This window comes from Telluria sp. BA11 (assembly GCF_056680305.1).
Genome location: NZ_CM155275.1, coordinates 3,930,555 through 3,943,590, shown reverse-complemented (window position 1 = coordinate 3,943,590; position 13,036 = coordinate 3,930,555). Strand labels below are relative to the sequence as shown.

Annotated in this window: 9 protein-coding genes and 1 pseudogene; 3 read left to right on the top strand and 7 right to left on the bottom strand. The window is 59.3% G+C overall.

Annotation, left to right across the window (positions count from 1 at the left end; all coding sequences use genetic code 11):
- Positions 1-26 precede the first annotated feature (26 nt).
- From AC1MGT_RS17340 to AC1MGT_RS17310, 7 genes are all read right to left on the bottom strand, one after another.
- Entirely contained in the window at positions 27-452 is a 426-nt protein-coding gene (locus AC1MGT_RS17340; protein WP_332530299.1) for a YXWGXW repeat-containing protein, read from the bottom strand.
- A gap of 232 nt (positions 453-684) precedes the next feature.
- Complete coding sequence (locus AC1MGT_RS17335) at positions 685-1,029, bottom strand: energy transducer TonB (RefSeq protein ID WP_482897717.1); 345 nt, start codon at positions 1,027-1,029, stop codon at positions 685-687.
- Positions 1,030-1,117: 88 nt separating this feature from the next.
- Positions 1,118-2,914 carry a methyl-accepting chemotaxis protein gene (locus AC1MGT_RS17330; RefSeq protein WP_499501220.1) on the bottom strand — a complete coding sequence of 599 codons (1,797 nt, stop codon included), beginning with the start codon at positions 2,912-2,914 and terminating at the stop codon, positions 1,118-1,120.
- Positions 2,915-3,270: 356 nt separating this feature from the next.
- Positions 3,271-4,296, bottom strand: coding sequence for a tRNA dihydrouridine(20/20a) synthase DusA (gene dusA / locus AC1MGT_RS17325; protein ID WP_499501219.1), 1,026 nt, complete (start codon positions 4,294-4,296; stop codon positions 3,271-3,273).
- A 903-nt stretch (positions 4,297-5,199) separates the two neighbouring features.
- Positions 5,200-6,714 (bottom strand): ATP-dependent nuclease, encoded by a 1,515-nt coding sequence (locus AC1MGT_RS17320; protein WP_499501217.1) that lies wholly within the window; start codon positions 6,712-6,714, stop codon positions 5,200-5,202.
- A 462-nt stretch (positions 6,715-7,176) separates the two neighbouring features.
- Positions 7,177-7,404: a hypothetical protein gene (locus AC1MGT_RS17315; RefSeq protein ID WP_332530294.1), complete on the bottom strand. Its 228-nt coding sequence runs from the start codon at positions 7,402-7,404 to the stop codon at positions 7,177-7,179.
- Positions 7,405-7,596: 192 nt separating this feature from the next.
- A complete protein-coding gene (locus tag AC1MGT_RS17310; protein ID WP_499501216.1) occupies positions 7,597-9,792 on the bottom strand; it encodes a TonB-dependent receptor in 2,196 nt (731 codons plus the stop codon).
- Between the two features lie 269 nt (positions 9,793-10,061).
- Between AC1MGT_RS17310 and AC1MGT_RS17305 the strand changes: the two genes are divergently transcribed.
- The 3 genes and pseudogenes from AC1MGT_RS17305 to AC1MGT_RS17295 form a co-directional block, all read left to right on the top strand.
- A complete protein-coding gene (locus tag AC1MGT_RS17305) occupies positions 10,062-10,919 on the top strand; it encodes a flagellin N-terminal helical domain-containing protein (RefSeq protein ID WP_499501214.1) in 858 nt (285 codons plus the stop codon).
- Positions 10,920-11,004: 85 nt separating this feature from the next.
- A complete protein-coding gene (locus AC1MGT_RS17300) occupies positions 11,005-11,853 on the top strand; it encodes a hypothetical protein (RefSeq protein WP_499501212.1) in 849 nt (282 codons plus the stop codon).
- A 141-nt stretch (positions 11,854-11,994) separates the two neighbouring features.
- Positions 11,995-12,978, top strand: a pseudogene (locus tag AC1MGT_RS17295) (MFS transporter); the annotation flags it as partial.
- Positions 12,979-13,036 lie beyond the last annotated feature (58 nt).

Below are 13,036 nucleotides of genomic sequence, written 5' to 3'. Positions count from 1 at the left end.
GCCCTGCGGCGCCGCTGCCTGCCCCATCAATAACGGTTTGGATTGTTCGGACGGTCGTCGTGGCGGTTCGGGACGCCGTCGCGATCGCGGTCGCCGCGTGGACCGTTGTCACGGCCGCGCACTTCCTGGCGCCAGCCACCGCGGTCGAGGTGCCAGCCATTACGGTCCTGGCGCCACTGTGCGCGCTGATAGGCATAGCCCGGACGCACTTTTTCCCAATGGCCGCCCACCCAATCGTGGCGGCGACCGTTCCAGTTCCAGTAACCCGGCACCCAGTCGAAACCACGGCGTGCGTTCGGCACGGCTTCGCGGCGCAGCGCTGGCGGCGCCTTCTTGATGATGATGACGTCGGCGCGCTGATGATGCGGCTGAGCTTGCACCGGTGCGAAAGCCGAGGTGCCGATCAGGAGCGCGGCAGCAGCAGCGGTGGCGGTCGAGAGGAAGGTTTTCATGGTGTGCTCCGTTTCGGTTTCTGTTTGTATGAACCTACTATAGCGGGCACATGCGGTAAAAAACGGGATTGAACCAAGTCATTACAGTAGTAACATATGGCAACAATCTTGTAACAACCAGGATTGTTTGGTGCAGAGGGGAAATGACACGGGAGGCGGTACTGCGGGGGATAAAACGACGCAGCCGGCACATGGGCCGGCTGCGTGAAAGGAAACGTAAAGCGAGCGTGGATCAGTCGAGCTTGAAAGCGTAGTCGATCTTGGTCCAGGTCTGTGCTGGTGCGCCGTCCTTGGTGCCCGGCTTGAACTTGCACGAGGTCAGGCCCTTGACCAGCGCGCGGTCCAGGTTCTTGAAGCCGCTCGACTTGTCGATCTTCGATTCCGTCACGGTGCCGTCCGCGGTGACCAGGAACGACGCGGTCGTCGTGCCCTGCTCTTCATTCATCAGCGACGCCTTCGGGTACTCGATGCTGCATTTCTTTGGATCGAACTGGGCAGCGGTCTCAGCGGCGAAGCTCGCGCCGGCAGCGGCGGTCAGGGTCAGTGCAACGAACAGCTTGGCGGACAGGTTTTTCATGGTTTCCCCACTTAAGGTTTTTGAATTGAACGGCAATGGTCTGGGTGTGCGCCGCACGGCTGGCCGGCGCTGGTCGACTACATAAAAATCAGAACTCTTCCCACTCGTCGGCGCTGGCGGTGGCGCTGACGGCGGCTTTCTTCGGCTTCGGCGCTGCAACTGCTTCACCCGCTTTTTTCGGTGCGGCCGGGGCTGCGGCCGGCTTTTTCAGTGCCGGTGGCGCCGGGCGCTTGACGACCGGGCGCGCCACCACCGCAGTGGAGGTCACGACCGGCGCCGCTGCCGGGGACTTGGCGTGGGCTGGAACGTGGTGCTCTTCGCCCTCTTCCAGCTTGAAGATGCTGACCACGCGGGCCAGCTCGCCTGCCTGGTCCTGCAGACTCTGTGCGGCTGCGGCGGCTTGTTCGACCAGCGCAGCGTTTTGTTGCGTCATGCTGTCCATCTCGATGATCGACGTGTTGACCTGGGCAATGCCGGCGCTTTGCTCGGCGCTGGCGTTGGCGATTTCGCTCATGATGTCGGTCACGCGCTTGACGCTCGAGACCACTTCGTCCATCGTCACGCCGGCCTGGCCGACCAGCTTGCTGCCGCGCTCGACCTTCTCGACCGAGTCGCCGATCAGCGTCTTGATTTCTTTTGCTGCCGCTGCCGAACGCTGCGCCAGGTTGCGCACTTCGGATGCCACGACCGCAAAACCACGGCCCTGTTCACCGGCACGGGCCGCTTCGACTGCCGCGTTCAGCGCCAGGATGTTGGTCTGGAAGGCGATGCCATCGATGACGCCGATGATGTCCGAGATCTTGTTGGCCGACGTATTGATCTCGCCCATCGTGCCGACCACTTGCGACACCACGTCGCCGCCCTTGCGGGCCACGTCCGACGCGGTTGCCGCCAGCGCATTGGCTTCGCGGGCACTGTCGGCATTCTGTTTCACGGTCGCGGTCAGCTGCTCCATCGCCGAGGCGGTCTTTTCCAGCGAGCTCGCCTGCAGTTCAGTCCGCGACGACAGGTCGATATTGCCGGCGGCAATTTCACGCGAGGCGGTACCAATCGTTTCCGTACCGCGACGCACTTGCTCGACGATACCAACCAAGCTGTTGCGCATTTCCTTCATTTCGACCAGCAGGCTGCCGCGGTCCGATTCTTTCGTGTCGATGGCGATCGACAGGTCGCCATGGGCGATGCTGCCGGCGATCTTGGCCGTGTAGGCTGGCTCGCCGCCGAGCTGCTTGAGCAGGCTGCGGGTAATGGCCACGGCAGCGACGATACCCATGACGACAGCAAGGACCAGCAGGATCAGCATGAAGTTACGGGCATTGGCAAACGCCGTTTCGGCATCGGCCTTGCTCTGGGCATTCTGTTTGTCTTCGAGGGCCGACAGCGCGTTCAGGGCGTCGGTCCACTTGCGCTGCACGGGACGCACTTCGCGAATCATCACGCGGGTAGCATCCATTGCGTTTGCAGCCAGATACAGTTCGGTCGCGCGGGCGATGGCGGGCATCGCGGTGGCCTCGTGTTCCTTGATCTGGTTCAGCAGCGTCTTTTCCTGGGCATTGGCGTGCTGTGCGAACAGCGCCGCCAGCTTGGCCTGGGCCGCATCGTACTTGGCGGTCTGTTCCTTGAATTTGACGATTTCCGGTTCCATGTCGGCCGGGTCGGTCATCAGGGTCAGCACGCGCAGCGAAGCGAGGCGATCGCCGACATTGTTGCGCATCTCGACCACGAGACCGGTCGATACGTTGCTGACGCTTACCACGTGATCGAGGCGATCCTGGATCTGCGCCATGCGCAGGATACCGACCACCGCGACTGCGACCAGCAGTACCAGAACCAGTGCAAAACCGAGGGCCAGACGGGTGCCGACCTTCATGTTGTTCAAATTCATTCGTGTTTTCCCTGTAACTTATTGATCGAAACTCGCCCGGTTGAGATCGCGTCACGCGATACACCGTACGATGCGCAAGTGAAATCTATGTTTCTTATAGTTTTCAGCTATTTCCCAAAGGATAAATCAAGATTTCCTCAACCAGCGAGAAAATCTCTTTCTCGAATGAATTGTTTCACCGCAACAACAGCGCTGATAGAGTTCAAGAATTGGAACAGGGAAACATTATGGAGCCGGCGTTGCTCTTCGGCAAGCAAATTTGAAGCTTCAAGAGAGTTTCGGCAAGGAAATGTCTCGCTTTGTCGACAGGCGAAAAAAAAGCGTGCCAAGGCACGCTTTTTGTCGGTCGGGTGTGCTTATGCGGTCGCTGGCATCCGGGCAGCGGCCGCCAGCAGCAGGCGTGCATCGCCCAGCGCCAGCTGCTTCGAGTCCGACAGCGTCTGGCGGAAAGCGCGTGCGCCCGGCAAGCCCTGCATCAGGCCCAGCATGTGGCGCGTGATGCTGTTCAGTTTCAAGCCCAGCGGCCCGTACTGGCGCAGTTGCGCTTCGATGTACGGGATCATCGCCTCGAGCACGTCGATCCGAGTGCGTGCCGCGCCAGGGGCATCGTAGAAACGGGCGTCCCAGTCGGCCATCGTCCATGGGTTGTGATAGGCCTCGCGCCCCAGCATGACGCCGTCGACATGCTGCAGGTGCAGCGCGATCTCGTCATCACTCTTGATGCCGCCGTTGATGATGATTTCGAGGTCGGGAAACTCGCGTTTGAGCTCATACGCCACAGCGTAGCGCAGCGGCGGGATCTCGCGGTTTTCCTTCGGCGACAGGCCCTTCAGGATCGCATTACGGGCGTGCACGATGAACGTCTTGCAGCCAGCATCGGCGACCGTACCGATGAAGTCGCGCACAAAGCCGTACTCTTCATTGTGGTCGATGCCGATGCGGTGCTTGACCGTGACGTCGATCGAGACGGCGTCGCGCATTGCCTTGACGCAGTCGGCCACCAGTTGCGGCTCGTTCATCAGGCAGGCGCCAAACGCGCCCTTCTGCACGCGCTCGGAGGGGCAGCCGCAGTTCAGGTTGATCTCGTCGTAGCCCCACTGCTCGCCGAGCTTGGCGCTTTTGGCCAGATCGCCCGGGTCGCTGCCACCTAACTGCAGGGCGACGGGATGCTCGATGTCGTCGAAGCGCAGATGACGCTCGGCGTCGCCATAGACCAGCGCGCCCGTGTTGACCATCTCGGTATAGAGCCAGGTATGGCGGGTGATCTGCCGGTGAAAGACGCGGCAATGGCGGTCGGTCCAGTCCATCATGGGGGCAACCGAAAGGCGGCGGGATGGCGGCACGATGGCAGTAGCAGCCGGAATGGTGGAAGTAGTGCTCATGCTGGAGGGTGTGGTCGCCTGGGAGCAGGCGATGAATACTGTCGAAAACGCGCCATCATAAGCCAAAGCTGTTCATGCTGCATCCATGCTGCTGATTGGTTGGGGCAAGGACTACGGTGCACGAACGCCACATCTGACAAACGATGCTGTTGGGGTTGGTTCCGATTTCAGGTCGCGTGCTGAGGCTTGGGCTGTGCTGTGCAAGCGATGTAACCTGAAAAAGTTAGGTTGAGGTTATTTGCAAATGTCAGACCTGACACCCGAATTACCGCGAACGCCAGACTTAGAAAAGACGTATCAGGGTCGCTTTCGGATTTCGGGTCACGTGCCAGGGCCTGGATAGTGCAGTGCAAGCACTGCGGCCTGACAGGCTTATGTTGAAGTCATGCTCAAATGTCAGATCTGACACAAGAGTTAAAGCTGGTGTAGATACTTGGGAGCAACGTGCCGACACCTGCGGCGGCGCTGATCATAGCGAACAACAGCTACGGGCGAGAATGGCGATAGCCGCATGATCACTTGGAGCCTACCGATCTACTGCTGCTGTGACCAGCACCAGAACACCACCTACCTGCTTGGCTGCCCTCACATCCCCCATGCACAGTTGAAAAGCAAAATTTACAAAGAACGCCGAATTTATATTGCTGACTGTTAAAAAAAACCCGGCGAAAACCTGAAAAAAGGACTGTAGTGCGATCGGCATGTCTATGAAGACCTCCTATAGCAAGCGTCCAGTCCATATTTTCCGATTCCGAACACAGAGGATGAAACCATGGCCGATATCCGCGATGTTACCCTCTATTTCGATTCACTGAGAAACTACAACTAGTAATAGAATGCAATGTGAATGCGCTGGTTCCTTTTCTATGCAAACGGTAGCTCAGAACTGACGAACATTATAGATTAAGAAAATAACTTTCCGGAAAGGGCAGCCATTGACTGTTTATCCGTTTTTGTGAATTCCTCAACTAAAAAAGCAAACAACTCCTCTCTAGCTCTGTCGGTTGTGCATGCTTTCTTCGATGCAATCCTCGATGCTATTCCATCGACAGTCTGCTTGCATTTCTTACGTGCGTCCGAAGGACTCAGTCCAATGTGGTCGTTTGCCTCAACATTTGTAATTTTTAAGCTCATAACGCCAGTAAAAGCCTTAAGTGCAGGCAGCGCCGTACTCAGATTTGCGTGAAGTAGATCACAAAATCCAACCTCAGGAGTCCAAGGCAAAAAGACAACATCGCTTTTCAGTTTTCGATATAGCTCCTGCGGAACCGTCAGGTCTGGCAAAGGCTGCCCTGCAATAGCTATGGGCGGCATGCAAATAGGTTCTGCATCAAGATCAAGTGCCGCCATTCGCCGGGTAATATTCGGTATGAAAGATGAACTCCGATCTAAAAACCTAAGCACCTCTTTATATCCGCCAATTACAACAGAATGCACTGTTGGTAGGAGATGAGGATTAGCATGACCCTTAACATGCATTTTCCACATCGCATCTATACAAAATTGCGCCGACGTATCCTCGACGAAGATCATTTTGTCTGGAACGTTCTCTTCATCCATTGCTATATACTGAAGTGCATAGGTGGGATAAACATTTCTGTGTACAGAGACAATGCCATCAATATTTTCGAGATATATTATGTTTTCGCGCTTTACGCTCTTGATAAGACTGGACGAATGGGTCGACACCAAAATCGTGCAGTTTCTGCTTTTCGCCAGCGTCTCAATTTCTTTGAACAGTCGTACCTGGGCAGCAGGATGAAGAGCCATCTCGAACTCATCGACAATATATAAAGCACCATTTTTTACAGATAGCAGTTTTTGTGCCAAACGCATAACGCACAATTCACCAAGACTAAATGCTTTCTCTGAGTAGAAATTTTTCTTTTTTCCCGGTCCGCCTTCCATTTCTATCAAATGCGCAACTGTATTTTTACCCGGCAAATTTATTTTTAATAACTTTTCAAATTTTTCTGTGTCAAAAACGTCATTTAGAAATTTTTTTAGCAAAGGATCCGCCGCGAGTTTTCTGGCACCGACCAATTCATTTGGTGTAGGCTCTACTCTAGACGAATCTGCCTTAAGAAAAAGGACATCGCTAAAACCATCGAAGACTAAAGAGCTGTGAGATTTTGGAGTCGCAGACCATCGCGTATTGTTGTAGCGGTATGATACGCTTTTCCCATTTATTTCATAAACCAGTCTCGCAGCCTCCAACCCATCGATTCCATTAAATTTTTTCGCACCTGGAAGACCAGTTTGAAACGCATTTGCCATACCCATTCGGTGAAGCGCCGTGAGCAGCGATGTCTTTCCGCATCCATTAGCGCCAGTCAGGACGAATGCTCCGTGCATCGGCACGTCAAAAATCAAACTTTTAATCGACTTAAGATTTTCGATAGTTACCCTTACAGCCATTGGTCATCTCCATTTTCGAAAGTTTATTTTGATGTCTCGATAGTAACATATGGTAGACAAACTCCTGTTATTATTGCTTTCAAGACCTAAAAAAATTACCAAGGGTTTCCCACACGCGGTGTACGTTGCTACGAAACTGCTACAGAGGATCAGGCTGCTATAAAAGAAAGCAAGTTCCTATATCTAATCCATCACCAGGGCCACACTCAGGCTACCCACAGTATTAAGTTGATGTCACTGCGATTCATGCTTGTGTGCATCTACCCGCCCTCCTCGACACACGATAGGGTTGTTACGCAACACTGCGGATCAGGAGGAGGTGGTGGAAGTTCGTCCGCCGAAAGAAGTACGGCTACAATCGAACCGTGGATCAGCATCTGACCAGTCGGGAGACGGGTGCACTAGGAATATAAATCTGGACGTCGTGCCATACCGACGCCGCTAGCGAGCGAGCGAGGCTTTTTACATCATCAGTTGCAGGAAAGCGCCACTGAAATCCACCGCCTTCTCCAGCACCAGATCGGCACAATACGCGCCGTCAAATTTGACCTGTTTCTGGACGATGGCTGACATCGCGCCGTCACCGGCATGGCTGGAAGCCGATATTACGCAGTCCCACTGCTCTCCCGCTTTTTTCACGGTAGTGATCGCAAGGGAACGATCGCTGATTTCAAAGGTTATAAGTTTCATCACATGTTCGCAGAATATGTGAAGAACTATACCTTAGAGCAACAGAATGCACGTGATTCAGTTACCGCAAAACAACACCAGGAGCAAATTTTTGTTCCGAATCTAGTAGCGCGCGCTGGCGCTGCCAAAAAAAACGCAGGACCTGCCTGCAGTCACCGTGCAGGCAGGTCCCAGCTGACGTCGCAGTATGACTTAGAAATCGACCTGCGCCGATACCAGCACCGTGCGCGGCGCCGCTGCCGTACCAACGGTAGCCAGCGTGCTGCTCGACAGCCAGTAGCGCTTGTTGGCAGCGTTCTCAACACTGGCGCGCAGCACGACCGGCTTGCCCATCAGCTCGGTACGATAACGCGCGCCGAGATCAAAACGCGTCCACGACGAGATATACACGGTATTGGTGACATTCTGCGCCAGCTCCGCCGTGTGGATCGCGCGGGCATTCAGGCTCAGGCCGCTAATCCATGGCAAGTCCCAATCGACGCCGGCGTTGAACGCGTTCTTCGGCACCCCCGTGGCTTTCTTGCCTTCGTTGATGCCTCCGGCTGTGCGCTGCTGCTTGGCGTTGTAGAACGTGGCGCTCGTCATCAGGCGCAGGCCCGGTGCGGCTTCGCCGACCGCCGACAATTCCAGGCCGCGGTTGCGCTGCGTGCCGTCCAGGCTGTAGACCGTCGTCAGCGGATCGGTGATGGCGTTAGGACGGTCGATCTGGAACACGGCGGCGCCGAGCAGTACGCGGCCGGTATCGACTTTCGTGCCCACTTCGTATTGCTTGGACTTGAACGGGGCGAAGACTTCACCGGCGTTCGCGGCCGTCGCCGGGGCGGTGCTGCCGCGGGTCAGGCCTGACGTGAAGTTGGCGTACAGCGACACGTTTTCCATCGGCATGACAACCAGGCCAGCCAGCGGCGACACGGCGCTTTCGCTGTATGAGCTTGTCACAGCGCCGCTTGGCGCCACGTTGTCAGCCGCTACCTTTTGCTTGCGCAAGCCGCCGGTGAACAGCACGCGGCCGTCCAGGAACGTCAGCGTGTCGGTCAGCGAGACGCTCGACAGCTCGGTTTCCGACGTCTTGGTCGGCGCCAGACGGTTGCCCGTCATCGGCGTGATCGCCACCGGGTTGTAGATGTTCGACAGCTGCGACGAGCTGGCCGGGGCCGACAGGTAGAAGCTTCCCGCTTCACTGTCCAGGCGCGAGACCGAGGCGGTGATGAAGTGCTTGATGCCGGCCGTGTCCAGGCTCAGGCGGGCGCCGACTTCGCCGGTCTTGCTGCGCCCATAGGCGTCGTACCAGGTGTTGGTCAGGCGGAAGTTGCCGGCAGCGTCGACCGCATTCAGTGCGCGCGCCGTCGGGAAGTCCTGTTCGCTGGCACCGTAGTGGTAGCCGGCCGTCGCGTAGACCATCAACTGCTTCGACACATCGTACTCGAGGCGCGACGCGATCGTCGCATCGCGGAACTCGAGGTCGGCGCCGCGGTACACGGCGCGGTGGCCCGACGGCGGCGCCGGGATCGACGCGATGTCGGGCCGGAAGCTGTTCTGCGCGCGGAAGTTGTCGGTCTTTTCTTGCTGGCCGTAGCTGTCCAGGGTCCAGCGCAGTTTCGGCGAGCGGTAGTCGAGCGCGATCGCGGCCAGGCCGAAATCCTGCTTGCCGTCGTCGATATTGGTGTCGCCGCCGCGGATCACGCCATTGACGCGCACGCCCCAGGCGCCGTTGTCGCCAAAGCGGCGGCCGACGTCGACATGGGTGCCAAACAGCGCCTGGCTTTCATAGGTGGCCGTCACGCGCGTCAGTGGCTGGTCGCCAGCGCGCTTGGTCACGATATTGATATTGCCGCCAACGCTGCCGTTCGGGCTGATGCCATACATCAGCGTGCCAGGGCCCTTGAGCACTTCGACGCGCTCCATGATGGCAGCCGGCATGCGGTTCGACGACGACAGGCCGTACAGGCCGTTCAGGCCGACGTCGCCGCTGGTGACATTGAAGCCCCGGATCTGGAAGTCTTCGCTGAAACCGCCGGTCGACGTCATCACGCGCACCGACGCTTCATTGACGACGACGTCGGCCAGCGTGCGTACCTGCTGGTCTTCGAGGATCTGCGACGTATAGTTGGTTGTAGCGAACGGCGTCTTCATGATGTCCGCCTCGCCCAGAATGCCCAGGCCGCCGCTGCGTCCGATCTGGCCGCCAGCGTAGGCCGGATCGGCCTGTACTTTCGCACCGGTGATGATCACCTTCTCCACCGCGGGCCCTGCCTCCTGCGCATTGGCGGCAAACGGCAGCACCAGCATCGGCGCCGAGGCGACAGCGCCAACGAGAGCACTCCTGATCAGGCGCGACAGGATCGATTCGACGGGTGGGCGCAGAGGAGCATTGGCGTGTTGGGTCATGGTTTGGCGATCGTAAGGTGCGAAAAACCGGGATTCTAACAGAGATGAGAATCATTATCATCCTCATTCGCATTATCGAGGGCTTGCTATTGCTTCGACGTACGACAAGGTGAGACGGTCAGCGCAGGCTTGAATACCGACTGAAAAATTTATTTCAACAAATTCGATAAAGAATTTAATGCCGTACGGAAATGTGTCGCCTTGTACTCATGAGAGCGAGTGACGCACTCGACATACAGAATTCTTCCCCTACATTTTCGGAGTCCATCATGCTGAGCCTGCACACCAACAACGCTGCCCTGTCCGCACAAAACGCCATCTCGAAGACCCAGAGCAATCTGTCGACCTCGATGACCCGTCTGTCGACCGGCTACCGCATCAACTCGGCAATGGATGACGCTGCCGGCCTGCAGATCGCTTCGCGCCTGAAAGCGCAGACCTCGGGTATGGCCGTTGCCATGCGTAACACCCAGAACTCGACCGCCATGCTGCAAACTGCGGAAGGCGCGCTGGATGAAGTGTCGAACATGCTGATCCGCATGAAGGATCTGGCAACCCAGGCTGCCGATACGTCGTCGAGCATCGCTGACAAGGAGTCGATGCAATCGGAATACGACGCACTGGGTACCGAACTCGGCAACGTGCTGAAAAACACCAAGTTCGGCGGCGAAACGCTGATCGTCGGCGGTACCATCGGCGCCGCCATGAAATTCCAGATCGGCGCTGATGCAAACGAAGTCATGAACATCACGATGGCCACGGACGTGACTGCCATTGCTACCGACGTGAGCGCTGCCACCGCGTCGTACGCTGCCGGCGCCGCAGGCACGGAAATCAGCACCGCCGCTGATGCGAGCACTGCGATCACCGACCTGACCACCGCACTGGCATCGGTCAACAAAGTCCGTTCGAGCCTGGGCGCCGCCGCCAACCGCCTGGAACACGTCAACAACAACCTGTCGAACATCAGCACCAACACCAAGCAAGCTACCGGCCTGATCATGGACGTCGACTTCGCGACCGAAAGCGCCAACATGACGTCGAGCCAGATGCTGCTGCAAGCCGGCACCGCCATGCTCAAGCAGTCGAACAGCATGTCGTCGATGGTCATGTCGCTGCTGCAATAATGGCCGCATGCCCGGGCCTCACCCCGGGTAGAGTTCAAAGGCCAGCCACGCGGTTGGCCTTTTTTCATTTTTGACAGGCATTCCAATGGCCCAGATGTTCCCCGTTGCCGCGCTGCCCCCGCCAACCCTCGCGCCACTGCAGGTCGGCGCCGTGGTGGCCCCGGCCGCCGTGCTGGCCGGCGGCGCCGATGCGCTGCCGCTGCCGTTTTCAGCGCGACTGGCGCCGGAGACCCAGGCCACCGGCCAGCCGGGTGCGGCCGCCGACAGCGATGGCGCCGCCATGCGGCCGGACCAGGTGCTGATGGCGCGCCAGCTCGCCTATCAGCAGCAGGACGGCGCCGGCCTGGCGCGCGCCTGGCGCAGCCAGGTGCGTAACCATGGCAGCCAGTTGACCAGCCGCGCGCTGGCCGACATGGGCGGGCATTTGTCGCCGGCCATGCTCGCTGCCGGGCAACAGGGCCAGGTCGTGCACCAGCCCCAGCTGCTCGCAACGCACCAGGATGCCTGGCGCTTCACGGTCCATGGCGCCGGCGACAAGCCGCAGCACCTGGCCGTGCTGGCCGACGAGGCCGACAAGCCTCCCGGCCGCCGCCGCCGTGCGCGCGCTGCGCTGCGCCTCGAACTCGAACTGGCCGATGGCAGCGCCGTCGTGATCCAGGTCGAACCGACGCCGCAGGGCCTGGTGATCGAGGTCTGCGCGCCCGATGCGAGCGCGCTCACGCGCTTGCGCTGGCTGCAGCCCGAACTCGAAACCGTGCTGAAGCGCGCCGGCCTGACGGTGCTGCGCTGGGGCTTTCGCGACGCCCTGCCCCCCGGACGCAGCCACGCGATGATCGCCAATGCCGAAGAGGCGGCACAAGCGCTGACGCCGGCCGTGTTTCGCGCCGTGGCCGAACTGGCGCTGCTGCTGCCAGCGCAGCGGGCGCGCAGCTGAAGTTGATCCAGCAGGCTGAGCAGCGCGCCGCCCCGGGCGCTGCCCCGACTACAATGGCGCTTGTCTTCACGTATTCGCCTTTTCAATGACACGCTGCAGATGCACGCGGCCAGCCGCGCCGCTGCCGGTGAGCTCACCGGCATGACCAGATCCCAGACCCCAGCCCCGGCGCCCTCGGCCAACGACGCCGCGCCGCCGCCGTCGGCGTTCGGGCCGATGCGCGCCCCCGTATTCCGCATGCTGTGGCTGACCTGGCTGATCGCCAACACCTGCATGTGGATGAACGACGTGGCCGCCGCCTGGATGATGACGTCGCTGACGACCGCGCCGATCTGGGTCGCGCTGGTGCAGACCGCGTCGATGCTGCCCGTGTTTTTGCTCGGCTTGCCCAGCGGCGCGCTGGCCGACATCCTCGACCGGCGGCGCTATTTCATCATCACGCAATTCTGGGTCGCCGTCGTGGCCACGATCCTGTGCGCGGTGATCCTGGCCGACGCCATCACGCCGCCCGTGCTGCTGGCGCTCACGTTCGCCAACGGCATTGGCCTGGCCATGCGCTGGCCCGTGTTCTCGGCGATCGTGCCCGAACTCGTGCCGCGCGCGCAGCTGCCGGCGGCGCTGGCCTTGAATGGCGTGGCGATGAACGCGTCGCGCATTGCCGGGCCTCTGGCGGCCGGCGCCATCATCGCCAGCCTGGGCAGCGCATATGTATTCGTGCTGAATGCCGTGTTGTCGGTGATTTCGGGCTTCGTGATCATGCGCTGGCGCCGCACGCACGTGCCAAGTCCGCTGGGGCGCGAGCGGATCGGCGGCGCGATGCGCGTCGGCCTGCAGTTTGCCCGCCATTCCAACCGCGTCAAGGCCGTGCTGGCGCGGGTGGCGGCGTCGTTCTTTCACTCCACCGCGCTGATGGCGCTGCTGCCGCTGGTCGCGCGCGCGCAGGGTGGCGGCGGCGCCGGGGTGTTTACGCTGCTGCTGGCCTGCATGGGCGGCGGCGCGATCAGCGCCGTGTTCTTCCTGCCGCGCATGCGCCAGGCGTTCAGCCGCGATACGCTCGTCATGGCCAGCACCGTGCTGTCGGCGGCGATGATCGCAGTAGCAGCCGTCAGCACGAACGTGGTGCTGACCTCTAGGGAGACGCTGATTAATTCGGCCGCTCCGGTTCCCGCCGGTGCCACAACCT